Origin of the sequence: Chitinophaga rhizosphaerae, assembly GCF_003958645.1 — a bacterium.
In the GTDB taxonomy this organism is placed as follows: Bacteria; Bacteroidota; Bacteroidia; order Chitinophagales; family Chitinophagaceae; genus Chitinophaga; species Chitinophaga rhizosphaerae.
Map to the genome: position 1 here is coordinate 220,645 of NZ_RXLO01000006.1, position 26,079 is coordinate 246,723.

Annotated in this window: 16 protein-coding genes; 8 read left to right on the forward strand and 8 right to left on the reverse strand. The window is 55.7% G+C overall.

Annotated elements, in window-relative coordinates; all coding sequences use genetic code 11:
* Nucleotide 1: 1 nt before the first annotated feature.
* The 4 genes from EJ361_RS15990 to EJ361_RS16005 form a co-directional block, all read right to left on the reverse strand.
* On the reverse strand, nucleotides 2-1,930 hold the full coding sequence (locus EJ361_RS15990) for a RagB/SusD family nutrient uptake outer membrane protein (RefSeq protein WP_126246647.1): 1,929 nt from the start codon (nucleotides 1,928-1,930) through the stop codon (nucleotides 2-4).
* Between the two features lie 10 nt (nucleotides 1,931-1,940).
* Nucleotides 1,941-5,327 carry a SusC/RagA family TonB-linked outer membrane protein gene (locus EJ361_RS15995; protein ID WP_240646646.1) on the reverse strand — a complete coding sequence of 1,129 codons (3,387 nt, stop codon included), beginning with the start codon at nucleotides 5,325-5,327 and terminating at the stop codon, nucleotides 1,941-1,943.
* A 196-nt stretch (nucleotides 5,328-5,523) separates the two neighbouring features.
* Entirely contained in the window at nucleotides 5,524-6,612 is a 1,089-nt protein-coding gene (locus EJ361_RS16000) for a FecR family protein (RefSeq protein ID WP_126246648.1), read from the reverse strand.
* 86 nt (nucleotides 6,613-6,698) lie between these two features.
* Nucleotides 6,699-7,274: an RNA polymerase sigma factor gene (locus EJ361_RS16005; protein WP_164714284.1), complete on the reverse strand. Its 576-nt coding sequence runs from the start codon at nucleotides 7,272-7,274 to the stop codon at nucleotides 6,699-6,701.
* A gap of 305 nt (nucleotides 7,275-7,579) precedes the next feature.
* Here EJ361_RS16005 and EJ361_RS16010 point away from each other — a divergent pair, with 305 nt between their 5' ends.
* The 6 genes from EJ361_RS16010 to EJ361_RS16035 all read left to right on the forward strand — a co-directional run bounded on the left by EJ361_RS16010 (nucleotide 7,580) and on the right by EJ361_RS16035 (nucleotide 16,890).
* Entirely contained in the window at nucleotides 7,580-8,137 is a 558-nt protein-coding gene (locus EJ361_RS16010) for an RNA polymerase sigma factor (RefSeq protein WP_126246650.1), read from the forward strand.
* A 94-nt stretch (nucleotides 8,138-8,231) separates the two neighbouring features.
* Nucleotides 8,232-9,371, forward strand: a complete 1,140-nt coding sequence (locus tag EJ361_RS16015; RefSeq protein ID WP_126246651.1) for a FecR family protein — start codon at nucleotides 8,232-8,234, stop codon at nucleotides 9,369-9,371.
* A 267-nt stretch (nucleotides 9,372-9,638) separates the two neighbouring features.
* Nucleotides 9,639-13,064, forward strand: a complete 3,426-nt coding sequence (locus EJ361_RS16020) for a SusC/RagA family TonB-linked outer membrane protein (protein ID WP_164714285.1) — start codon at nucleotides 9,639-9,641, stop codon at nucleotides 13,062-13,064.
* A 24-nt stretch (nucleotides 13,065-13,088) separates the two neighbouring features.
* On the forward strand, nucleotides 13,089-14,552 hold the full coding sequence (locus EJ361_RS16025; protein ID WP_126246653.1) for a RagB/SusD family nutrient uptake outer membrane protein: 1,464 nt from the start codon (nucleotides 13,089-13,091) through the stop codon (nucleotides 14,550-14,552).
* A 25-nt stretch (nucleotides 14,553-14,577) separates the two neighbouring features.
* Complete coding sequence (locus EJ361_RS16030; protein ID WP_126246654.1) at nucleotides 14,578-15,657, forward strand: TlpA disulfide reductase family protein; 1,080 nt, start codon at nucleotides 14,578-14,580, stop codon at nucleotides 15,655-15,657.
* 30 nt (nucleotides 15,658-15,687) lie between these two features.
* Nucleotides 15,688-16,890 carry a TlpA disulfide reductase family protein gene (locus EJ361_RS16035; RefSeq protein WP_126246655.1) on the forward strand — a complete coding sequence of 401 codons (1,203 nt, stop codon included), beginning with the start codon at nucleotides 15,688-15,690 and terminating at the stop codon, nucleotides 16,888-16,890.
* Nucleotides 16,891-16,994: 104 nt separating this feature from the next.
* Here the strand turns inward: EJ361_RS16035 and EJ361_RS16040 are convergent, their stop codons facing one another.
* The gene (locus EJ361_RS16040; RefSeq protein WP_126246656.1) at nucleotides 16,995-19,649 is read right to left on the reverse strand and encodes an ATP-binding protein; all 2,655 of its coding nucleotides are present in this window, start codon (nucleotides 19,647-19,649) and stop codon (nucleotides 16,995-16,997) included.
* Nucleotides 19,636-20,790 carry an FIST signal transduction protein gene (locus tag EJ361_RS16045; RefSeq protein ID WP_126246657.1) on the reverse strand — a complete coding sequence of 385 codons (1,155 nt, stop codon included), beginning with the start codon at nucleotides 20,788-20,790 and terminating at the stop codon, nucleotides 19,636-19,638. The genes EJ361_RS16040 and EJ361_RS16045 overlap by 14 nt, the downstream gene beginning before the upstream one ends.
* Nucleotides 20,791-21,162: 372 nt before the next feature.
* Between EJ361_RS16045 and EJ361_RS16050 the strand changes: the two genes are divergently transcribed.
* Entirely contained in the window at nucleotides 21,163-21,516 is a 354-nt protein-coding gene (locus EJ361_RS16050) for a DUF2200 domain-containing protein (RefSeq protein ID WP_126246658.1), read from the forward strand.
* A gap of 2 nt (nucleotides 21,517-21,518) precedes the next feature.
* Here EJ361_RS16050 and EJ361_RS16055 read toward each other — a convergent pair whose 3' ends face one another.
* Nucleotides 21,519-22,766, reverse strand: a complete 1,248-nt coding sequence (locus EJ361_RS16055) for a cystathionine gamma-synthase family protein (RefSeq protein ID WP_126246659.1) — start codon at nucleotides 22,764-22,766, stop codon at nucleotides 21,519-21,521.
* A gap of 157 nt (nucleotides 22,767-22,923) precedes the next feature.
* On the opposite strand from EJ361_RS16055, the gene EJ361_RS16060 reads away from it, so the two are divergent.
* Nucleotides 22,924-23,382 (forward strand): Lrp/AsnC family transcriptional regulator, encoded by a 459-nt coding sequence (locus EJ361_RS16060; RefSeq protein WP_205687028.1) that lies wholly within the window; start codon nucleotides 22,924-22,926, stop codon nucleotides 23,380-23,382.
* 14 nt (nucleotides 23,383-23,396) lie between these two features.
* Here EJ361_RS16060 and EJ361_RS16065 read toward each other — a convergent pair whose 3' ends face one another.
* On the reverse strand, nucleotides 23,397-26,027 hold the full coding sequence (locus EJ361_RS16065) for a glycoside hydrolase family 38 N-terminal domain-containing protein (RefSeq protein WP_126246660.1): 2,631 nt from the start codon (nucleotides 26,025-26,027) through the stop codon (nucleotides 23,397-23,399).
* Nucleotides 26,028-26,079: the final 52 nt, after the last annotated feature.

The following is a 26,079-nucleotide window of genomic DNA, read 5'->3' on the forward strand; positions in this document are numbered from 1 at the left end:
CTTACCATCCGGGATTCTGGACGAGCAGGGGATTGTTAATGAGTTCAGACTGCGGGATGGGAGAAAAATAATCCCTGTAGGTGAATCGCTGGAAATAAATGGTGGTCACGGAATAGTATTCTTCCGCCTCGCGGCCGTTGACGTTCCATCCCTGGATGGGGCGGTTCCGGTCGCGAACAGCGGTTTTCCAGCGGTTGCTGTCCCAGAAATAAACGCCTTCGCCCGCCAGTTCGATCTTCCTTTCCTGCTGGATGATCTGGCGCATCCCTGCTTTGGACAATGGTTTGTTGGGCTGGTTGGAATATTGCGACCAGCTTTCCACCACTCCTTTTAGGCCGGCGCGCGCACGAACGGAATCGATGTAGCGGTATACTTCTGCGTCGGGCGCGGATTTCGCTTCGTTCAGCGCCTCTGCGCACAGCAGCAACAGGTCAGCAAAACGCATTTCAGGGTAAGGATAGCTTTCTTCCGTCACGCTGTTTTCATCGCGCCAGGTGGTATTCATCGACACGAGTTTTTTAGGCCAGTACCCGGTGGCGTTGTATTCTCCGGGATTGAACACCGACGAAAATTCACCGAAACGGTTTTTGGGGAACGGGGTATTTGCTTCCGTGGTAACGAGATGGGTGTTGCCGTACCAGCGGCCACGGTCGAAACCGAGCGTGGAATAGTAACGCATTTCCCGGTCGAAGTTCAGCGATGCCGATTTCTCGTTCTGGGCGATGAACAGGTTGTGCGCCGCGTCGCCCGTGCGGATGTTATACCGGGTGGCGTAAGGGAACGAAACGTCTTCGTTGATGGGAACGCCCTTGTCGGAGTAGAACTGTTCCACGGTAGATAAAGGCACGCTCAGTATCCCCGTATTGCCGGAAGGCGTGGAAGTGCCGCCTTCCACCCGCGCAAGGGCGGTGATCTGATAGTTCCAGTTGGCCGGATAGGAAGAGTTGGCCCAGATGATTTCGGGATTCCAGCGCTGCGTTACCGAGCTGCGGAGCGTATTGATGAGCATGGTAGTGTCTGAAAGCGATTTGGCGTTCACGGCCTCATAGTCGGCAACCTTGTACAAGCGGTGGCCGGCAGCAGCGCAGATTTCGATCGCTTTTTTGCAGGCATTGGCGGCACTGTCCCACCGCGACGCTTCATACTTCTGGTTGAAGAACGAAACGCCCTCGTGGTTCACAAACCCGCTGTAATCGGAATTCCCGTTGAAGAGGGGGCTGGCCCAGTACGTCAGCACCTTGGCTTTGAGGAAATAAGCCACCGGCTGGGTAAAACGGCCCAGTTCGGCGCCCTTGCTTTCAATCGTGAGCGGCAACGCTTCCGATGCGATCACTTCATTGATCAGCTGCAGTACGTATGCGAAACAATCGTCGATCTTTTCGCGGTACACGCGGATCCCTTCGGTCGACTCCGTGAGCGAAGTATTTTTCCGCAGCGGCGTAATGGGCCCGTAGTACTGGATCAGGTAAAAATTGAGGTACGCCTTGATGAGTTTCACTTCGGCTTTCATCCTTTCCTTCTCGTACTTGTTGATATCGCGGACGCCGTCGATATTTTCCAGGAAGGTATTGCAATCGCGCTGGCCGGCGTACAGCGAGCGCACCATGTTGCCGGTGCTGCTCCAGTAATTGGTGATGGCAAGCGACGAGCTGTTTTCCCCGAGCGCGAAGCGCATACCGTCCTGCGTACGTTTTTCGCGGTTAAAGATGAGCTCCATGGCACCGAGCATCGCCGGATTTTCGTTCCATCCGGCAGATTTGGGAATGCCCCAGTAACAGGTGGCCAGGAATTTGGCGGCCTGGTACCGGTCAGAAAATGCGTGTTCGATCGTAGCGATATTGTCGGGTACCACGTCGAGATACTTGTTGCAGGAAACCGTTCCTGTCAAAACGCTGCAAAAGGCAGCTATTTTAATAATCACTTTCTTCATATAAAATCATTTACAGGCCAATGTTAATACCTACGTTATACACTTTCTGAAGGGGGTAATCGAACCCGGAGCCCGCCATTTCGGGGTCCCAGAGCTTGAACGCGCTCCATACGGCCAGGTTGGTGCCGCTGGCATAGATCCGCAGGTTTTCCACTTTATATCTTTTCAGCCATTCCCGGGGGAAGGTATACCCGATGTCGGCGGATTTCAACCGCAGGAACGAGCCGTTCTGCATGAACCAGGTGCTGGACTGTGCGTTGTTGGTAGACACATAGTTGGCCAGGCGGGGCCAGAAAGCGTATGCGTTACGGTTGGACTCTGACCAGTAGTCGTCTGCAATGGCCTGCAGCACGGCATTCTGTCCAATCCGGCCATCATTTCCGTCGCCATCCACGAACGGTGTCACGTTCTGCATGTTGAGCCAGAATGATTCGCGGCCCAGGCCCTGGAAGAAGAAGTTGACATCGAACCTTTTATAGGAAACAGACAACCCGAAGCCGTACACGATTTCCGGTGTAAGGGGATGGCCGATGGGCACCTTGTCGAGGTCATTTACCTTTCCGTCGCCGTTAACATCGCGGAACTTGATATCTCCGCCCGAATAATCCCCATACTCCTGCACGGGAGAGTTTTTCACTTCGGCGGCGTCTACGAAAAGCCTTTCAGCGATGAAACCGTAGTTCTGACCGAGGCTCCTGCCCACGCGCGAGAGCCAGGGGCTTCTGCTGTAGTCGGGCTCTTCCCATTTGATGACTTTGCTGGTGCTGTAAGTGAAGGTGCCCCTGCCGGTAACCTGCCAGTTTTTCCCGAAGCTCTTGTCGTAATTCAGTTCGATATCGATACCCTTTCCTTCCGCTTCCCCGAGGTTGGCTTTTACAGACGGGATGATACCGGTAGTAGCCGGGATGATACGCTGCTGAAGGATATCTTTCCTTCTTTCCTTATAAACCTCGATAATGGATGAAAGGCCGTTGACCATGTTGAATTCGAGCACCAGGTTGGATTTATAGGAACGTTCCCATCCTATCTGGTCGTTCGCGTACCGGCGAACGTTGATGCCGCCCGGGTTCTTGTCCATATTCAAACCCCAGTTCACATTGTAATTCGCATTCAGGTCCACATCCGAGAGATAGAAGAAGCGCTCGTCCCTGCTCCCGATCGCCTCGTTACCGGCGATACCGTACGAACCGCGGAGCTTCAGCTGGCGGAAGATGGAAGTAAGCGGCTGGAAAAACGCTTCGTTGGATATAACCCATCCCGCACCGAACGAGGGGAAAAAGCCCCAGCGGTTATTCCTCGCGAAACGTTCCGATGCGTTGTAACCGAAAGCAAATTCTGCGAGATAACGGGAATCGTAGTTATAGGAAAACCTGCCAGACAAGCTTACGTTGCGGGTAGGCAGCGAAAGCTGGAGGCTGGGGGCTGCCCCTTCCTTGAATTGCCGTGCGGTAAATACGCCCAGGCCACTAATACTGTGCTTGCCGAAGTTGCTGTTGTACTGGGCTGCACCTTCAAAGTAAACGCTGTTAGAAACATCACGGCCGCTGCCTTCGCCGTAGCTAAGCGTTTCTGTGCCCGTAGTGGGATTCAGGCGCGCCAGCTTGTAAGCGTCGTTTTTCAGATCGTACCCGGTGATCTTGTAGTAAAAGGGATTGTAAGCGCGGGTGATCTGGTAATACGACCGGCGGTCGAAATTCACAAGTCCCCGCAGCATAAGGCCTTTCACGAATTTATCGAGGTTCTGTTTCAGTTCTATGGTAGTCAGCATATTGCTGGAGCTGTAATCCTTGTAACCACGGAGCACCTCGGCGTAAGGGTTCAGGTAATCGCCCGTTTCGAAGTTCCCGAACAGGATGTGCTTGGCATAGTTGAAAACGGAATCCGGCTCGTAGTAGGGCTTGAAGCGGACGGGATTGGCCTGCATCACCTTACGGTACATGGAGGAACCTCCGTCTATCGGGCCGGTGTAATCGTCGAAGTTCGCCACGAAGCGGGTCGATAATTCCGTGGTTTTGGTCAGGTTGATATTGACGTTGGAACGGACGGAATATTTGTAGAGATCGATGTTCGAGTTGAAATTGTTCCGGCGGTCGACGCGCAAGTTCCCGCGGTCTCTTGTCACGGCGCCTGCCACATAATACCTGGCCACGGTCCCCCCGCCGGTAAAACTGAGGTTCAGGCGGTTGTTGATGGTCATATCCTTGAACATCGCTTCCCGCCAGTTGGTAGCAGGGAAGATATCTTTATGTTCGCCTCGTTCGGTGAAGGTGATCTGCTCGTCGTAGTAATACGTATTTGCTTCGGGGTTGCGGGTTTTGATCGCCTCGTTCTGCATTCTCATGTATTTGACCGGGTCGGCCGTCTTGATCGTTTCGGTGGGCATGGAAAACGAATTTTCGACGCGCACGTCCACATTCATCTTCCCTTCCTTCCCTTCCTTGGTGGTGACGAGGATAACGCCGTTGGCACCGCGGGCGCCGTAGAGCGCCGTTGCGAGGGCGTCTTTCATGATGCTGAAGCTGGCGATATCGTCGGGGTTCAGCCGCGCAAGGTCGCTCGTGTTCAGCTCGATCCCGTCGATAAGGATGAGCGGGTCCTTTTTGGCGGAGGCGCCGAACGAGGTGATCCCGCGGATGAAGAAGGAGGTATTGTCTTGCCCGGGCTCCCCGCTTCGCTGGTAGGCCACAACGCCCGCCAGGCGGCCCGCGAGGGCATTGGTGAGGTTACTGCTGGGAATGCGCAGCTCGCCCGGCTTGATGGTGGTCACAGACGCTACCATGCTGGACTTTTTCTGCCGCGAGTAGCCCACCACGGCTACTTCGTTGAGGCTCCCCTCCTGCGCTTCCAGAACGATGATGATGGGCCGGCTGTCTGCGATAAAAACCGTCTGCTGCTTATAACCCACGAAAGAAAAAACGAGGCTATCGTACAAATTAGCCTCGAGCGTGAACTCGCCCTTTTCGTTGGTCATGGTACCATGCTGGGTGCCTTTGACATAAACGGATACATGCGGCATCATCCCGCCCGCCTTGTCTTTCACCGAACCCCGTACCGTGACCGGCGGCTGCGAAGAGGCGGCGCGCACTTCCGGAGTGGTTTTGTTCAGGATGACGATCACGTTGTTTTCCATCTTTTTGTAAGACAGCGGCGTGTTCCGCAGCAACTTGTTCATTACCGTATCGATGGTGGCGTTTTTGGTGCTGATGTTGATCTGGATGCCCTGCGGGATCACTTCAGACTGGTACACGAAGGAATACTTGCTTTGCGCCTGGATCGTCCGCAAAACGCTTTCGATGGGGGCGCGACTGAAGTTCAGCGTGATCTTGTCTTGCCCTGCCAGGTCGTTGGCCAGCAAAGACGACCCGGTGAAGAGCGCAAGAAACATGATAATTTTCATGGCAATGAGATGCTTATACATATAGCCGCGGCTATAGCAGTACGTGTTAATCATAGCTTAAATAATTCAATTGTAAATCAGCCGCTCCTTTGCGACTGGATTTTGACCGTTGTTTACAGCAGGGCACGTGGAGGCCCGGCCGGTTTTCGTGGAAAAACCAGGGACGTTAACTTATCATATGCGATTCGAATTTGGTTTAAGGCGCTATAAAAATTGTATCGTTCTTCATTTTGTAACTAAAACCGCCGGCTACCTGTAATGATTCCATAACGCTTTGGAGACTTTGGTTTTCAAATATCCCCGTATACTGCCGGGCTTTCATGTCTTCATCTCCACGCAGGACCACATTCACCCCATACCACCGCGATAGAATATCTGCCACTTCGTTAAGCGGTTGATTGGTGAATACCAGCTTGTTCCTGGTCCATTGCGCTTCCGGAGGAATAGAATCTGTTTTTACTATCCTGATCTTGGTTATTACTTCCGGGAGTTTTCCCGCTTCAGTGTGTATTTGTTTTATTTCTTCTGGCAGGCCGGTGTCGTTTTTCACGATGAGTTTTTCATCCGGCGACAGCAAATAGTTCAGTTCTTTTTTGTGGTTGACCGATACCTGGACTTTCCCCTGCACCAGCGTGGTGGCTGTCGTGCTCTCATCCGGGTAGGCACGGACGTTGAAGGCGGTCCCCAGCACCTTGATGGTAACGGTGGCCGTCTTGATGATCATCGGGTGACCGGGATCTTTCTCCACGTCGAAATACGCTTCCCCGATCAGCGTCAGTTCGCGGTCGTTTTTCCCGAAGCTCGCGCCGTAAGTGATCCGGCTGTCGCCGTTCAGCCACACTCTTGACCCGTCGGGCAGCGTCAGCTTGGAGCGCGATCCCTTTTCGGTGCCAACGATGTTCTGCTGCGCTTCGGCTTCCATCCTGGCAGACAGCCAGTACCAGGTACCCGTGCCGGCCACGCAGAGCAAGACCACCGACGCTACAGACAGCGGGATGATGCGGCGCCACGTGAATATCCGCAGCTGCTTCGGCTGGGCGGGCGCTTCGTCCGCTTCCGAATGGATGGATTTCATGATCCGGTCCCAGCTCTTGCCGCTGTTTTTCCGGTCGTCGTCCGTCCGCCGCGGTCCGTATTCCATGCCGAACAACTCGTCTACCTGGCTGGCCAGGTTCCGGTCGTCTTCATTCTCCTGCAGCCATTTAGACAGCTCGAACTGTTCTTTGAGCGAAATGCCCCCTGCTTTCTTTTTTGCGAGCAATTCAATTAAACGGCTTCTATGCATGGAATTGACGATAAATTCTTCTACTATAAGACAACGGAAACGGTGGAATTACGTATTCGTTCGCAAAAAAAATTTTTCGGACCGGCCTACCGGCTGCTTCGCCTGGGGAGGATCACCTGGCTTTCTTCCAGGATGGCGGCGATTTTCTTGAGGGAATGGTAGAGCTGGGTTTCTACCGTACGAACGGAGGAATTGAGGATTTTGGCGACTTCCCGGCAATTGAGCCCTTTTTCCTTCACCAGGTAAAAAACGAGCTTCGACTTGGGCGGCAGCTGGTTGATGGCCTTTTCGATGGTGAGGACTTCTTCCTTCCCGATCATGGAAGTTTCAGGCGTGGAGAAGGAATACAGGCTTTGATCGTCGAGATCCTCGATAGAAACGTCGCTCACATTTTTCCTCGCTTTGAGGTAATTGATGGAAGCGTATTTGGTAGCGGTGTAAAGGTAAGCGGAAAGGTTATTGATATTGCCCAGCGTTTTCCGGTTCTGCCAAAGCCGGATGAACACGTTTTCCACGGCGTCTTCCGCAGCAGGATCGTCCAGAACGATCTGCCGTGAAAATGCTACCAGGTCAAAATAGAACAGATCGTAGATCTCCCGGAATGCAATTTCATCGTCGTTTTCGATCCGTTTGGATATTTCAGACAACTGTGTATTTTCCAATGACAGCGATTTAATTGAGGGACGACAATATCAGTACGATGGTGGATCAAGTTATTAGATTTTTTTGATTTTTTTATTTTTTTTCGGAAATCCGGAAAGGAAACGATTGTCATCACAACACTCTTTCACTGGAATGACAAAAGCCCCCCGCGCAGCGGCTCCTGCTCTTATTATTGTACCCGATATGTCATCCGGCACAACATGGGTTATATGGCCGTGCAAATTCCGGCCCGTTGAAAAAAAAGCCGATCATTCGAGATCTTTTGCGCCCTTTTTGTAAATTTATACGAGCTGCTGCCTTAGATATGAGCGAAATCAACGATATAGCTTTATTGGACTTACTGAAAGACGGGGATGAAACTGCGTTTACGGAAATCTATAACCAGTATTGGGAGCGGCTGTATTTCATGGCGCACAAAAGGCTGCAATCCGCGCAAGACGCGGAAGAGATCGTGCAACAGGTGTTCCTCACCCTCTGGCACAAGCGCGCTTCGCTCTCCATTCAGTCCCTGCCTTTTTATCTCTCCGCCATGGTACGCTACGCCGTTTACCGGCATTTCGCCAATGAACAGCGCGCCAGCGGGCGGATGCTGCAGGCCGTAGTGCCCGAAATGGCGCCGGCATTCGATATCGACAACCGGCAATTGATAGACATCCTGAACAAATTCGCCGACGGGCTGCCGGCCAAACACCGCATCGTGTTTTTGCAGCATAAGTTGCTGGACCGGCCGCTGGACGAGGTGGCCAGCGAACTGGGCGTGTCTCTGCGGACAGCCGAAGGTTATGTTACCCATGTGATGCAGCTCATGCGGAAGCGAAGGGAATCCCTCGCCATGGCGCTGCTCATTTTCCTCCTGAAATAACCCCGGAAAATTATTTTCCCCTTTTTTGCGTACAAAAGTATTTGGCGATGCTCTATATCTACAAGGGGCCCTCGCTCTGGATTAACTACACGAAATGGATACAGCACAGGTTAAGATCCTGGCCGCAAAATACCTGGACGGCACCGCCACCCCCGAAGAGGCGGAGGCGTTGCACGACTGGTACGACCAGGTAAACGCGGGCGATACGGAAATCGTGACCACGGAACAGGAAACTTCGTTGGAAGACACGCGGGCGCGCATGCTCCGGCGCATGCAGGAACAAATGCACCCGCCCGCCACCATCCGGCCCCTGCGCCGGAAATGGCTACCCGCCGCCGCGGCCGCCGCACTGCTGCTCGTGGCCGCAGGGACTTACCTCCTGCGCCCGCAGGGAAAACCTGCCGGCGAGCAGGCTGCGAAGCTCACGCCCGCCGCACCGGCGAACAATAGCAAGGGCGTGACGCTCACGCTGGGCAATGGCCAGGTGGTGGAGCTGGATTCCAGCGCAGACGGGTACCTCGCCCACCAGGGCGGCTCCACCGTCAGCAAAGAGGAATCGCTGCTCGTATATGGCGCCGAAAAGTCGGGCGAAGCGCCGGTGATCAACAAACTGAACGTACCGAAAGGGGAACAGTACCGGTTAATATTGCCCGACGGCACCAGGGTTTGGCTGAACGCCGCCAGCGAACTGCAATTCCCTTCGGCTTTTGCGGGAGAACAGCGGCTCGTGGAGCTGCATGGGGAAGGATACTTCGAAGTGGCCGCCAACGCCGCGCAACCTTTTGTGGTACAAACCGCAGGGCCGAGGATCGAGGTATTGGGGACGCACTTCAACGTGAAAGCGTATCCCGGCGAGCCCGGCATCCAGGCCGCCCTGCTGGAAGGCAGCGTGCGGATCGTGGCTGGTAGCGGGAAAAGCAGGGTCATGCGCCCCGGTGAAGTGGCAACGGTCGGCGAAGGAACAGACATCTCCGTACTGCAGGACGCAGACGCCGCGCAGAACGTGGCCTGGAAAGACGGCCTTTTCGTTTTCCGGAACGCCGACCTGTCGGCCATCCTCCGGGAGATCGGGCGATGGTACGATGTAGATATCGTGTACGAAGGGCCTGTTTCCCACCGGCGGTTTACCGGGAAGGTGTCGCGGGAATACAGCCTCTCCGAAACCCTGTCCGTACTGCTGGCCAGCAACCTGCATTTCAGGCAGGAAGGGAAAAAGATCATCGTATTGCCATAAACGTAAAACAGGTATAAACAACGAGCAGGCGGCTTCCCGGCATGAAGCATTCCACCAATCATTCACGCCAAACCATTCATTGTAAACTTAAAAAACAAAGACGCAGCCAGGAAAGCCAAAGTCGTACACCAATTACAAGGAACATTTTTAAAACTTTAATCAACCATTATTATGTTCGCGACGTCCTTTAGCCGAAAGGAGCTGGGCAGACTATGCCCGCTATCAACCAAATCCGGGCGAAGCCCGTTCACAAAAAGTTTATTCACCGTGAAGCTCTCCATCATTTTCGTCCTGTTAGGCGCCATGCACGTCAGTGCCGCCGCCACCGCGCAAAAGATCTCCATCCTGCGGGAAAATGCACCGATCGAGCGCGTGCTCGATGAGATCGAAAGACAAAGCGGGTACCAGGTTTGGTACGAAGAAGGTACCTTGCCCACCGGCGCCATCGTGTCTATCGCCGTGAAGAACGCTTCCCTGGAAGAAGCGCTCGACGCCTGCCTGAAAGGGCGGCAACTGGCCTGGACTATCGTCAGCAAAACGATCGTGCTGCGCAAGTCCGCCCCCGCCACCGCGCAACCGCAACCGCCGCAGAAAGTCCGCGGCACCGTCCGCGATGCGGCCACCAACACGCCCATGCCCGGCGCTACCGTGCAGATCAGCGGTTCGTCCAAAGCCACCGTTACCAACGGTGAAGGCGAATTCGAACTGGAAACCGACAATGCGGACGTGACGCTTGAAATTACGTTCGTAGGGTACGAGCCCCGCAAAGTGAAAGCCACCGCGGGCCGCGCGGTCACCATTTTACTGTCTGCCGCCTCCTCCAAACTGGACGAGCTCATCATCACCGGTTACTCTGCCAAAAAAACCGGCGAGCTCACCGGCGCGGTGCAAAAGATCAGCGGCGACCAGCTGCGCAAAGGCATTACCACCTCCGACCCCGTTTCCCTGTTGAAAGGGCGCGCCACCGGGTTGTACATCTCCGAACAGGGCGCGGGGGACCCCACCAGTGCCGGCGGACAAATCTTCGTGCGCGGCCAGAGCAGCATCGTGGGTGTGGGTGTAGACCGTGTCAACGAATTCGTGATGCCCACCCAGAATTACGGCCCACTATTGGTGCTGGACGGTGTGATCATGCCGAACCAGAACCTCAAGGAGCTCGTGAACGCACAAGACATCGATAACATTACCATTCTGAAAGACGCGGCCGCCACCGCCATCTACGGCTCCCGCGCAGCGGCGGGCGTGCTCGTTGTCAACACGAAAAAAGGCCAGACCGGCAAACCGCAGCTCCGCGCCGAAGTGAAATACGGGATCAACAAACCCAACCGCGGCGATATCCGGTTCCTGTCCAGCCAGGAACTGTACGACCTTCAGACACGCTACTATACCGAAGATTACCGGGTGAACAACGGCACCCTCGCGCCGCAGTACCCTACCCTGCAGGCTTATCTCGACAATCGCCTCCCCGCCCTTTCCGACGTGCAGAACGGGTACAACTGGGAGCGTTACGCCTTCCTCAACAGCAATACCAAGGAAGTGAACCTCTCGGCCCGCGGCGGTACCGAAGCCGCAAGGTATTACATCGGCGGATCGTATTACGACGAACAGTCGACCGGTGTGAACAACGGCCTGAAACGCGGCAACTTCCGCATCAACCTCGAAAACCGCCTCTCCTCCCGCCTTACCACCAATATTTCCGTCAACGGTATTTTCGACAGCGGCGAACGGGAAAACATGAACTCCGGCACCTTCCTTTACAGCATGGTGCCCTGGGTAAACCCTTACAACGCCAACGGAACGCTGAAACCCAGCCTGCAATACAAAATGAACGGCAGGATGCGCACGGCGGAAAATCCTATCTTCGAGAACCAATATAATTTCATACATCCCAAAGCCCAAAGGCTCGTGGGGTCTATCCGGGCGGATTACAGGATCACCGACTGGCTGAGCATTTCCAGCACCAATTCCGCCAACCTCAACTATACCAAAGACGAGCGTTACATCGATGCGCGCAGCTATGCGGGCTCCGGCACCAGCACCTCTTCGAAAGGGTTCCTGGGCACTACCACCAACCAGCTTTTTTCCTTCCTCACATCGAACCAGCTGAATTTCCGGAAATCGTTCGGGCTGCACAGCCTGCGCGCCCTCGCCGCTACGGAGTACGGCCGCACCAAAATGGAGAACATGCTCGTGAACGTGAACAACGTTCGCGCCGGTTACCCCGTGATCTCGCTGGGCCGGCTGGTGGGCGGACGATATGACTATTCCATCTACGGCATCCCCACTACCAAAAACGGCAACATCGAAGGTGGAAAGGAAGACCGCGCCGTGTTTTCCGCCTTCGGCGAAGCGGGGTATACGTACGACGAACGCTTCAGCCTGAGCGCCTCCCTGCGTACAGACGCTTCCAGCAGCTTTGGTACCGACAAACGCTACGGAACGTTCTATTCCGTAGGCGGCGCATGGGTGGTAAGCAAGGAGCAGTTTGCGGCCGGGATGCCCTGGCTCAGCAATCTCAAACTGCGCACCAACTACGGCACCAGCGGTTCCCAGCTGGGCGACAACTTCCTTACCCGGACCCTCTACGACCCTACCTATACCTACCAAGGCCAGGGCGGCGCCATCGTGGCCGTGCTCGCCAATCCCGACCTGAAATGGGAGATCACCAAAACCTTCAGCGCCGGCGTTGACCTGGGCCTGTTCAACCGGTTAACCGCCAGTGTGGATTTCTACAGCCGCAGATCGGAAGACCTCCTCCAGAAAGTGACCCTTGAATCCGTAGCCGGATTCCCCACCCAATGGAAAAACGTGGCCACCGTGCAGAACCGCGGCCTGGAAATCCTCGTCAATTCCGATAACATCACCGGCGGGAAGTTCCGCTGGAATACTTCCTTCAACATCAGCTTCAACAAGAACAGGATCATCAGCGTCGCCAACGATTCGCTGCGCCAGGGTTTCTATAACGCCAACGCGTTCTACCTCTTCCCCGGCGACGATATCAACTCGCTCAAAGCCGTTCCCTATGCCGGCGTAGACCCCGAAACCGGCAAACCCCGGTTCGAAAAACGGGTTTTCGACGACAAAGGGAACGTGACGGGCATCACCTACGTAAATTCCATGGACGAAGTGGGCGCTTCCGCCGACCCGCGCCAATTCCAGCATATCGGCAACTTCCAGCCCAAAGCTTTCGGCGGCCTCACCAACAGCTTCTCGTACCAGCAGTTTTCGCTGGACGTGCTCATCACTTTCGCTTATGGGTACGTCATCAACGACGACCTGGCCGAGCAAATGCAGGGCGCCAATCTCACCAGCTACAACCAGATCGCGCTCCGCAGCTCCCAGCGGCAGTGGACGCACCCCGGACAAACGGACGCCACCGAGCCTGAACTGTACACCCACGCCAACACCAGCTACTTCGGTTCCAGCAAATACATGCACGACGGCAGCCACGCGCGCCTGCGCAGCGTTCGCCTCGGGTACGAACTGCCGCAATCACTGCTGAGAAAGCTGCGCCTGGCACAGGCCAATTTCTATGTGAGCGGCGATAACCTGTACACGCTCTATTCGAAGCAACTCATCTCTTCCGATCCGGAGGGGCCTTCGGTAGGTATGGCGCAGGATTTCGGCGGCTCCATCGGTTCATCGATCGGCGTTCCGCGCAGATACGTTTTCGGATTGCAACTTGGATTTTAATTTTTCGGGCATCAACTATTGAACATGAAACACATTACCACCCTTATAATTACCGGATTGCTGGCCACGGCCTGCAACAAGCAGATCGACAGCGTTCGGCCATTGACGAAGATCGACAAGGAAGGCGAACTGGCTTCGCTGGTTGGGATCGAAGAAACGACCATCGGCAACTACGTGCTCATGCAGGGCAGCGGGTTCAACGATTACGATGTGCCCATGCACGATTTCGCGGAAAGCCGCGGCAATAACGTGACACTTCAGACCTGGGGCCTCCCTTCCAAACAAACCGACGCCTTCTTCTACCGCAACAGCGCCAGCCCCACCCAGGGCAACAGCGCCGATTTCTACCGCAACGCCTACCAGATCATCGTGAGCGTCAACACCACGCTGGAAGGGATCGCCGACTTGGAGCAATCCTCGTTCGCATCGCTCACCGAAGCGGAGAAAAACCGGTTCCTCTATGCGAAAGGTGAAAACCATTTCATCCGCGCCCTCATTTACTTCAACCTGGTGCGCGTCTACGGCAAACCCTACTACCAGCAAGCCGCGCAAAGCCCCGGCCTCATCCTCAAAACCAGCAGCGACATCAAGGATATTCCGGCCCGGAGCACCGTGCAGCAGACGTACGACCTCATCGTGGCCGACCTCGCCATGGCCGCCCAGCTCATGAAAGCACCGGTAACGAAAAACAACGGATTTGCCAGCACCGCCGCCGCATGGGCCCTCCTGTCCCGCGTGTACCTCTACAAAGGCGGCAGCATCGCCAGTCCGGACGCGGCCGCCAACGAACTGGCCATCAAGTACGCCGACAGCGTGATCAGCCATACCGGCACCAAATACGCCCTGCTACAGGGAGACGCTTACGTGAAGATGTTCGCCGGCGACGAATTCGGCGAGAACGATCGCGTGAAAGGTGCCACCAACAAGGAATTCATCTTCGCCTACGACAATTCCACCCGCGGCAGCTCGATGGGCGATATGTACCACTTCGACCCGATCTACGGCGTGGGCGCCACTTTCCTGCCCTCTTCGGAATTTAAAAGCCTCCTGCTGCCGGGTGACCTGCGGAGCAATTTCATCCTCCTCAATCCCAATTCCGGCTTTGTAGAAACAACGAAGTATCTGGTTTTGCCCGAAGCCTGGCTCACCCGCGCACCATATGCCTATTTCCGGCTGGCCGAACTGTACCTGAACCGCGCGGAAGCCAACGCCAAGCTCGGCAATACCGCCCAGGCGAAAGCAGACCTGAAAACCATCCATACCCGCGCAGGACTGCCCGCTGCCGATATCGACAACCTGACCGCACAAAACCTCATGGCCGCCGTGCTGAAGGAAAGAAGGATCGAACTGGCTTTCGAAGGGCATAACAGCTTCGATTATTTCCGCAACGGCCTCCCCATGACACGGATCGCCGCGGATTTCAACGGGACCGCCCTCACCATTCAGCCCACCGACCCGAAAGTTGTGCTGGAACTGCCTAAAAATTAAGTCAAGCTAAACCAATCGAACACATATGAAACGCATCCTCCCCTGTTTACTGGCCGCCGCGGCTTACGCTTGCGGTACCGCAGACAAACCCAAGGCAACCATCACCGCCGAGATCACCGGCCTCAAGGATTCCGTGGTCTACCTTTCCGTACCCGTGGCCGATTCGGCGCGGACAGACACCATGCGCGTGGTAGACGGCAAATTCAGCTGGTCTGGCGACGTATCCGAACCGGAAAAAGTATACCTCATGTTTCCGACACGGTATGTGGAACTGTTCCTGGAACGGGCCGACATCAGGCTCTCCGGGCATGCCGATTCCCTGGCCGACGTCCGTGTTACCGGCTCCGCCAGTCATGATGAGTACATGGCCTACCGCAAATCCCTGAAACCGGTCACCGACCAGGAAGAGGCATTGTACGCCAACTATAACGAAATCAAGGATAACGATTCGGCCATGGCCGTGCTCGAGGTAAAAGCCACCGATCTGCGGACGCAGCGCCGCGCCATCATGAAACGCTACATCGCGGAGCATCCCAAAAGCCCCGTGAGCGTATCACTCCTGCAGGATATGGCCGTGATGGGCGAATACAAAACGCTCGACAGCCTTTACCAGCTGCTCGACCCCGCCGCGCAGAAAACCGGGACCGGCACCCGCCTCGCCGAACGCATCGCCATCCTGAAGAAAAGTGCCATCGGCGAACCGATGATCGATTTCACGCAGCCCGACGTGAGCGGCAAACCCGTGAAACTTTCCGATTTCAAAGGCAAGTACGTGTTGCTCGATTTCTGGGCCAGCTGGTGCGGGCCCTGCCGGGCGGAAAATCCCAACGTGCTGAAGGCTTTCAACGCTTATAAAGATAAAAACTTCACCGTGGTCGGCGTTTCGCTGGACGATGACGGCGAGAAATGGAAAAAGGCCATCGCCGACGACGGCATGCCCTGGATCCAGCTGTCGGACCTTAAAGGCTTCAAGAACTCCGTGGCGCAGGAATACGGCATACAGGCGATCCCGTCCACCTTCCTGGTGAGCCCCGAAGGGATCATTGTGGCCAAAGACCTCCGTGGTGCGGCTTTGCATAAAAAACTGGCTGAACTGTTGAATTGATCTCAAAAAATCCAATTAACTTCCCGCATCATGAAACAAATACCGATGCTGATCGCAGCGAGCCTGGCAATTTCGAACCTGCATGCCCAATCGTTCACCCTCAGCGGAACCGTTGATGGACAAAAAACCGGGTATATCTATCTCGGTTACCCGGCCGGCGAAGCGAACTATAAAACCGACAGCGCAAAGCTGGAAAACGGACGATTCACGATCAAAGGCCGGATAAACGGCCCTACCTTGAGCAACCTCTCGCTGGAAAGACCGTCTCCCACGTCTTACGACGCCAAATACGTGAGTTTGTTCATCGAACCGACCGATATGACGGTAATCGTGAAAAAAGCAGCCCTCCGCGACACCAAGTTGAATGGTTCCCGTGCGCAGGACGATATGTACAAGCTCGACGAGGCGCACAAACCGGTACTGAAGCACCTCAACCCGCTGTCTGACGAATACGGCAAACTCAACAACGAATACATCGCCGCGCGCAGGGCGAAGAAAGATAGCGCTTCCCTCGCTGGTATGCTTGAAAAGTTGGAGGAATTGAAAGAAAAGATGGAGCCCTACTATGCTCAAATGGAAGTGATAGACAAAGCGTTCATCGAAAAGAACCCCGTTTCCTTCGCCAGTCTTTTCATGCTACGGTTCCGCATCAGCCAGATGAGCCTGCAGGAAGGAGAAAACATCTACAACCGCATCCCCGCAGCATTACAACAGACTTCCTTCGGAAAAGAGATCAGGAAAGAACTGGACGGGCTGCGCGGCGGCTCCCCCGGCAGCATGGCCCACGTTTTCACCAAGAGCGACATCAACGGGAACACCCTCAGCCTTGGCGACTACAGAGGGAAATACGTGCTCATCGACTTCTGGGCCAGCTGGTGCGGCCCCTGCCGCAAAGGCAACCCGCACCTGAAGCAACTGTACGCGCAATACAAAGACAAAGGTTTCGAGATCATCGGCATTTCTGACGACGACAGTAAGCCCGAAGCCTGGAAAAAGGCCGTGGAACAGGACGGGATCGGTATGTGGAAACATGTGCTCCGCGGCCTGGACATGAAAAAGCGGGAAAAGCACCAACCGAATCCCGAAGATATCAGCGATTATTACGGCATTCATTCCCTGCCCACCAAAATCCTCATCGGTCCCGACGGCATGATCATTGGCCGGTACGGCGGTGGCGGTGAAGACGACGATGCGATGGATAAAAAACTCGCGGAAGTTTTTGGGAAGATGTAGCATCCCCTTCCCATGCCTGAATTTGACGCGAATGCCCTTCCTGCAATATGGAAGGGCATTCGTATTTCCGGGGCGGACGTTGCTGTTTTACCAAGCTGTCTTTTTCAACCCGCCAGCGATCCTTCCTGGCTGCGCAATTGCTCCGCGGCCAGCTGCAGCACATCCAGCACCTGGTACAACTTCCGCCGCGAGGCGTCGTTATCTGCCGCATGAAGCTCCAGATCGAGCAGGTCCGCTTCCAGCACCGCGATCCCCATGGCGTCTACCGAGGGCCGGATTTTGTGGATGGCGGCGCGAACCCCGGGCCAGTCACCGGCGTCGGCGGCCTGCCGGATAAGTGGTACCGACGCTGCGGCCTGCTGGCGGAACATCCGGACCATTTGCGTGATAAAACCTGTGTTATCGTTGATTTTCCGCAGCTTCCCGAGATCGTACAGCGTACCGGCAGCGGCGGCGGGAGAACCGCTGATGTGGATAGCAGGACGGCGTGGCGGGTATTTTTGCAGGCTGATAGCAATTTCCCGGATCAGGGCGTTTTCTTCGAAAGGTTTGGACACAAATCCCGTCATACCCGCTTCGATGCAGCGATCGCTCTCCCCTTTGATGGCATTGGCGGTGAGGGCGATGATGGGCACATCCAGCTTCAACTCCCTGCGAATGAGTGCCGTAGCTTCATAACCGTTCATGACGGGCATCTGCACGTCCATCAACACCACGTCATATTCCGCAACCTTCAACTGCCGAACGGCTTCGTAACCGTTCTCCACCTCCGTCAGCTCCACCTGGTATGCTTCCAGGATGGTGCGCACCACCAACCGGTTCATGACATTGTCTTCGGCCATGAGAATGCGGCTGCCTTTGAGCGCATCTTTGTCGGGCACTTCGGTATCGATCGTATACACGGCCTCATCGGTCGAGGTTTCGAGGGACAGCCAGAAGGTTACTTCCGTGCCGGTTCCCAGTTCGCTATGAATACTGATCTGGCCTTCCATCAGCTCTACCAGCTGTTTGCAGATGGCCATTCCCAGACCCGTGCCGCCGGATTTGCGCGCGGTATCGCGGTATTGCTGGGAAAATTTGTCGAAGATCTTTTTCAGGAATGCTGCGTCCATTCCCGCGCCGGTGTCCCTCACGGAAAATACGATGGTCTGCCGGCCGTCTTTCATTTCGCTGGGTGTTACCTGCAAGGTGACGGTGCCGCGGTCGGTGAATTTGATACTGTTGCTAAGGAGGTTGAGCAACACCTGGCTGATGCGGTGCGGATCACCGGTCAGTACGGGATGTATCCGGGAAGAAACTTCGAGTTTCAGCAGCAGGCCTTTTTCGTCGGCCTTCGGCTGCACAACAAGCAGCACGTTTTTCAGCATATCGTAAATCCGGAAGGGAATGGTTTCGAGCTCCAGTTTCCCGGCTTCTATCTTCGAGATATCGAGGATGTCGTTGATGACGACCAGCAGGTGTTCCGAGGCGGTGTCGATGGTATCGAGCAGGATACGCTGGCGGTTATCGAGCTGCGTGCGGGCCAGCTGCCGGCACATGTTGATGATGGCGTTCATGGGTGTCCGCATTTCGTGGCTCATATTGGCCAGGAAGGCTTCCTTAACCCGCGAAGACTCTTCCGCCGCGATGCGCGCCTGGCTCAATTCGTATTCCAGTCGCTTGTGCTCCGTGATGTCGAGATGAATACCGACGGAACCGGTGAACCTGCCGCCGTCGTCGTAGTTCGGCGCCCCGCTGATGAGCCACCATTTCGGCTCCCCGCGTTTATTCCTCACTTCGAGCTCATATACGTCCGACACGCCGTTTTCGCGTAACCGGCCCTTTTCGGCCAGCAGCCGCGCCTGTGCTTCGTCGTAAAAAAGCCGGGACGGGTCCTGGCCTATCAGCTCGTCTGCCTGGTAGCCCGACATATCGCAAAAGCACTGGTTGGTAAATTGGATGATACCGAGCGTGTCAACTTCCACCAGGCCCAGGTTCATGTTATCGATGATATTGCGGTATTTTTCCTCATTCTTCTTCACGGCATTCGCCGCTTCAACGCGCATCGTCACGTCGCGGTACTGCCACAGGTGCCCGCGGTACACGCCGTCCATGAACAGGGGAATGTAATCGCGCTCGTACACCCGGCCGTCTGCCAGTTCCAGTTCATCGTTCACGACCGGCACCTGTTGCCGGATGAGCTGGTGGATCCGGGCCACCATTGCCGCGGGGTCTTTAAACAGCGAACTGCTCTCCTCCGTGGCTTTTTCGCAATCCCTGCCGGCCAACTCAAGCGGTGTTTCGGGAATATTGAACATCTTGCAGAAGCTGGCATTGGCCAGCACGGCGGCACGATGCTCGTCTTCCACCAGCACGCCCGCCTGCAGGTTGGCGATCAGCAGGGCGAGCCGGTTAGCGGTATCCGCCAGTTCCGCTTCCACTTTGCGGCGTTTGATCATTTCCGTTTTCAGCACGTCCAGGATATCGAGCAGCTCGTCTTTCCCTGCGGCCAGTTCCGAACCGGTGAGCTGAACAACGGCGTCTTTGAGCTGTACGATCGACAGTTGCTTATTGTCGAGCTCGCGGGAGAGCCGGCCGTTGAGGGTTTGATATTCTTCTTCGCTGATGCGGAAGGCCCTTTCGGAGAGTTCCAGATCCCGCTCGTATGCCAGGTAGGAATCGTTGACCGCATGCAGGAAACGTTCGCAGCCAGGCTCGTCCATGACATGCGGCGGTGCGTATTTGGACAATTGCCTTTCCAGCAGTTTACTCCATTTCATAGAAGGTGGTTATGGTCATCGTTTGATTGTGCAACTGGCATTTGCCTCCCGGCACGTTGGGCGACAGCTCGCCATAGGAATAGAAGCCCGACATGACGCATTGCCCGCCGAACTGATCGATCACCGCGTCTACTTCCTCTTCGATACGGTCTCTCAGGATCACTTTCCGGCCCACGCAGGAGATAAGGAGGGCGTATTGCGGCCCGCCGGCGCCGTTGGGCAAGGTGGCGTTCAGGGCGGCGCCATGCGAGGCGTTGATGAGCCGGTCGAAATTGGCGCGCATGAAGCGGGCGCGGGAATCCATGGGAATATCGCCCGCGAAGGTCATGGTACCGGCTTCCTCATCTACCGACAAAATCGTCCGCACCACGGCCTCCCCCGTATCGGGCAGTACTACCGCCAGCGGGAAGAGCAGCGCCGCACCCGGCAGCCCGGAAGCATCGGGGCCGAGGTAGCGTTTGTAGACTGACAGCGCATTGACGCCGTCGAGCTCGTACAAAATGTTATGGTCCGACCGTGTCACCACCTTTTCCAGCCCGAAAGTGTCCCATCCGCCCTTGGAGCCATGGCCGACCAGCAATTTATCGCCGAAAAACCCGATGCCGACGATGTTGCCCTGCTGCGCCGGGGAGTTGAGGCCAACGAGCGTAGCGGAAAAGCGGAGGCCGTCGCCCGCGAGCCCCCCTGTCACCAGCACCTGTTCCCATCCCGGCGCGGCATGAATGCCGTTGAGCAGGTCTGTCCCGTTTACGAAGCTGCCATCGCTCACCACGAGCAGGTATTTCGGCGGAACGCCATCGCGCAGGCAGGAATCTGCCAGGCCGCGGCCGGCGTCGAAACTGTCTGTATACGCAGAAATGTTAACGCATTGCGCCAGCAGGGCAGTATGATCGAACCGGAGCGCAGCGATGGATACGTCACCCTCTGTCACCGCCGGACCGCTGATTTCCCCGGAAGTGGAACAGAGCACGATTTCCGCCGCAGGAAAATAACCACGCAGCGCATTGTGCAAAGAATCGGTTTCCAGGTATTGCTTATCGGCGAAGCACAGTACGAGGTTACAGGACGCCGGGTCCATGTCGGGGCCGCCGTCCGACGGGAAAACCTGGCCGTCGTTGAAGCGATACAGTTTTGCTAACATGCATTCATGGTTTAGAAGATGGTCGATCTTTCTAGGTTGAAACGGATGAAGGGAAGTTCTGCCTGGGGCTAGCTGCAACTTTGCGGGGAACGCAGGATTGCAGGAGATTTACTTATAAATTACTCCATTTTCGCAAGCCGGGAAAATTCTTTTATCCGCTCCCAATAAATTGCCATCGATATATATACGATAATATCTGCAAGTTAGATATTAGGGGCCGGAAAAAGCGGTCCCGTTCCGCCAGAAAGGCTAAAATGTAAATGCCGGACGGCCTGGGCATGAAAACGCCCTTCCGGTGGAACGGGAAGGGCGATCGGGTTTTGATATATTTTGTAAATTGACGGCGGCTTCACCGTTTAAAAGCGTATCAAAATGAAAGACAACACCGAAAGGGTCAAAAAAATGTCGTTCGCCAGCGTCTATCCGCATTACATCACGAAAGCGGAGAGGAAAGGGCGGTCGAAGGCCGAGGTGGACGAAATAATTTTCTGGCTGACGGGATATGATGAAAAAACGTTTCAGCAACATCTCGACAATAAAACCAGTTTCGAGGATTTCTACGGTCAGGCCCGCATCCATCCGAACGCGTCCCAGATCAAAGGTATGATTTGCGGATACCGGGTGGAAGACATCGAAGACAGAACGATGCAACTGGCCCGGTATCTCGACAAACTGATCGACGAACTGGCGAAGGGCAAAGCCATGGAAAAGATCCTCAGGAAGTAAGTTTACCTTCCCGCAGCCTGCAGCGCCTGTTCCATGTCGCGGATCAAATCTGCAGGGTGCTCGATCCCGACGCTCAGCCGTACCATCCCCTCCGTAATTCCGTATTGCAGTTTTTCCGATTCCGGCACGCCCGAATGCGTCATGGACCAGGGGTGCTGCGCGAGGCTTTCCGTGCCGCCGAGGCTCACGGCCAGTTTGATATGCCGCAGCGCGTTGAGGAAGCGGAATGCCGCCGGCTCCCCGCCCGCCACATCGAAGCTGACCATGGCACCGTAGCTGGTGTATTGTTCCGCATAAATCTGCTGCTGCCTTTCAGACATCCCCGTCCGTAATCCGGGATAGTACACTTTTTCCACGCCCGGGTAATTTTGCAGGAACGCGGCGATGTGCGCGGCGTTTTGCGCGGCCGCGTCCATCCGGAGCTTGAGGGTTTCCAGGCTGCGCAGGAGCATCCAGGCCGGATGGGGATCGATGATGGTGCCGAAAAACGTTCTGGCCGCTTTGATGGACTGGATAATGGATTTGCTGCCTACCGCAGCCCCCGCGATCACGTCGCTGTGGCCGCCGATGTACTTGGTGGCGGAATACAGCACGATGTCTGCCCCGAACTGCAACGGGCGCGACCATAACGGCCCCATGTAGGTATTATCGACCGCCAGCAGCACGGTCTTCTCTTCCGTCGAAAAATGTTTGGCCAACTGGCTGCACATCCTGACGTCTATCACTTCTCCCGTAGGATTGGCGGGCGTTTCCACGAATATCATCTTCAGTTTCCCGGCGGCGCCGGCCGCTTCCACCTGGCGGATGATGCTTTCAAAGCTGTCTCCCGCGCTGAAACCGATCGTACCGATCCCCAGTTCTTTGAGAAAATGCTGGATGAATTTATGGGTGCCGCCGTAGAGGGGATTGCTGAAGAGGATGAAATCGCCCGGTTTAAGGAAAGCCATCATGGTGGTGGAAATGGCGCTCATGCCGCTGGAAAAGGCGGCCGCGTCTGCCCCGCCGTCCCACAACCGGATGCGCTCCTCCAGGATTTCGATGTTGGGATTGTTGATCCGGCTGTAGATGAGGCCCATTTCCCGTTCCTGCGCGGGCGTATGGCCATGCGCCATGGTAAAGAAATCCTTGCCTTCTTCGGCCGTGTGGAATACGAACGTGGAGGTGAGGAATACCGGCGGTTTTACGGCGCCTTCACTGAGCTCGGGTTTGTAGCCATGCCCCATCATCGCGGTTTCGGGAGATTTTATCATTGGGTCGTTTTCCTGCAAAGCTGGCGACTGGCGGATGGGAAAACAAGATGCAGCGGGCCCGGCAGTATAAAATAGCTAAATAGCGGCGCTGCGGACGGTGAAATAGTCTTTTTGACTATTTTTGGTCCATCCAAAGCAATTATCAACTACCTCCATCATGCAATTAGACAAAACCGACCTGCGGTTACTCACGCTCCTGCAACACGACGCCCGCCTCAGCAACAAAGAGCTGGCCGACAAGCTCGGCAAATCCGTAACGCCCGTGCTGCTGCGCAGGAAGAAACTGGAAGAAAGCGGATACATCAAAAAATATATGGCTATCGTAGACCGGCATCTCATCAACCGTTCCCTTATGGCATTCACCAGCGTACAATTGAAGGAGCATGCCGAAGATCTGCTGCATGCGTTCCAGCAATCCGTTTCCCGGTTCGAAGAGGTTATGTCCTGCCACCATATGACCGGCACCTACGATTACCACCTGAAGATCGTGGTGGCCGATATGAACGCGTATCACAAATTCATCACCGAAAAACTCGCCAAATTGCCGAATGTGCTCACGGTGCAAAGCAGTTTCGTGATGGCGGAAGTGAAAGACGAGCTCGCCTATACGTTGTAATCAGGTACGCCGGATCATTCCAGGATAAAACTGGCCGGCGCATATTTGTTCAGGCTGAAAGAAAACTGCCGGGCCTTTACCGGTATCGCTTCCCGCGATAATTTTTCTCCCCTCAGATCTACGGGAACGGCTTTCCTCCACGTTTTCCCTTCCGGCAAACGGACCGTTATCATCCCCGACAATCCCGCCTGTTCCCAAACGGTGAGCAGCGTGCCTTCCCGGCCATTGGCGCCTGGCCCGAACGCAGTAACAAGCGTGCCTTTGCGGGAAAGATGCAATCCTTCTTTCGTGGCCGGCAGCGTCCCTTGCTGATTGCCGGCAACAGCGGCCAGAAGCGGTAAACGGGCTTCCCAGGATTGAACGGCCAGGTTTGCCGCCGGCTGTCCATTGCCGGATACCGGCCAGATGCGCACCCGCTCGCTCCAGCTCCCATCCTGCCATAACGGGAAATTCGTATTCCACATGTTGTTGTAGAGATTCACGAAAACGTAGGGTTTTGCCGGCACTCCATCCATCGTCCACCGCCAAAGCCCCGGCTCGCCGAGCGAAACCAGCGGCGCATCGATGGGACAAACGCCCGCTCCCACGCCCGCTCCGCGGATCTCCACACCCGTCGTCACTGCCAGCAGATGACGGTTGGTACCGGGTATGATGTCTGTAGCCGGATGGATGGGCGCACCCAATCTCCCCACCACGAATTCCGGCTGCCGGATGTTGAACGGAAAACACAGCCAGCCGCCTTCGGGATGCTTGTCGGGCGTTTTATCCTTTACCTGCCATTCGATATCGATGTACGGACGGCTCCGGGGAAATGTGAAAGTGATGGCATAGCCCTTCGCGAGACCTTTGCCCCCGGCAGCCGTCAGCACGATACGGTCTTCCGCCGGCGACCGCTCCTGCGCCAGCTCCCAGCCGATGATAGTGGTGGCCTTGTATGGCACATCAGCAGCATCGGGCATTCCGGGCTTGCCGATATCGTTGAGCCCCCAACCCGTCTGAATGCGGGAATATTGATTAAAGAACCGGTCGTACACTTCGTGGCTGCTGAACCTTTCATGAAGGAACTGCCCCGCAACGTACCCCGACGCGGTGTCTATCATTTCCTTACCAGAGGCTTTATCGACGAGGGAACGGATGCCGCCCCTTTCCAAATCGAACGTAGCGACGAAATACCGGGTTTCCAGGCGGGTATTGCCTTTTTGCTTCTGCGCAAGCGCCTGCGCATTCGGGACCGTTTTATAGCCGTTGGCGGGCACGTCATCCACCCAAACCGGATTACCGTCTACCGTCACCATCCCCGATCGCCGCCAGGGAAGGGCATTGTAGACGACGATGCTTTTCCCTTTGGAAGGTACGGCTCCGGCCAGCTGCGCCATCCGTTTATCCAGTTCGGCGGTAACGGTCTGTGCAGCGCTGCGGGCATAGTTACGATGGTCTTCATACGATTGCATCCATTTCCTCTTGCTGCCGCGCGGCAGTTTCGCGTAGTCGCCGTTTTCAGGAAGGGGTTCCTTTTCCAGGTCGGCCAGCCATTGTTTCCACGCGTTACCGTACAGCCGGCGCGGGCCATATTCCGCGTTCATGCCCCAGGTGTGCTCGCTGTACAGGAGGCTGTTTTCGTAAGCCTTGTTCAATGCATCCTGCAATGGGCCGGTAGTCAGCCCCCAGGCGCGGAGGTGCGTATCGAGGCTTTCCAGTGCGGGCTCCAGCGGGCGCAGGTTGCGTGCGGTTTTGGTGGCCTGCGGCATGGACATAAGCCCGTGAATCCAGGTGTCGGGCATATCTCCTTTCACCACCGGCACCTGCGGATTTTCCGACAATACCGCTTTTGCGAAATCGTCGAGCGTACCGAAATGTACCCGCACGCCGGGCATCTTTTCTTCATATTCCTTTCGCCATTTGCCGACTTCTTCCGGTGATGGCGGGCCATGATTGTCGCCCGCCATGATCATGGAAAGGTAATTCCGGCAGGGCCAGTCTTGCGGCGGCAGGAAACTGCTGCCATAATCTACGGTGTATCCGCAAAGCACGCGCGAGCCATCGGGCCCTTCCCACCAGAACAGCTGCGGCACGCGTGGGTACTGGCTGGCGGGGTTGACGCCGATATGCAGGAATTTAACACCGGCATGATGCAGCAAAACAGGCATCACCCAGCTATGCGAAGGCACGTCCGTCATTTTTGCGGCGATGGGCAACGGCCGGTTGAATTGCCGGCTGACGTTGGCCGCGATCGAAAGGCCATGCACGAGGTCGGCCAGGTCCTGCGATTCCGTATGCGTCGTGAAAGGCAGCGCATGCACGGCGATATAACCTTCCTTCACCGCCTTTTCGATCTTCTCCCTCCGCGCAGGATCCTGTTGCTGACCGAGCATCTGCGCCTGCAAAGGCCATCCCGGAACGGTCCATACGAACCGGTGGGATGCCGGCAGATCACGGTTTTGATCGATCACTTTCAGCGCATTGTCCATCATTTCCGTCCGGTATCGATGAAATACGTTTTCCGCCAGGTCGGTAAAGCCCAGGTCGAAATGACTTTTCACGACGATCCAGACATCCGTGACATGCGCAGCGGTCGGCTTCGTTTGGGCGATGGCCTGGCAGATGCAAAGCATCGCGCAGGTGATGGACAGCAATTTTTTCTTCATGGTGATGATGGTATAATGGCCTTCGCCCGTCGGCAAACATGCGCATTACAAA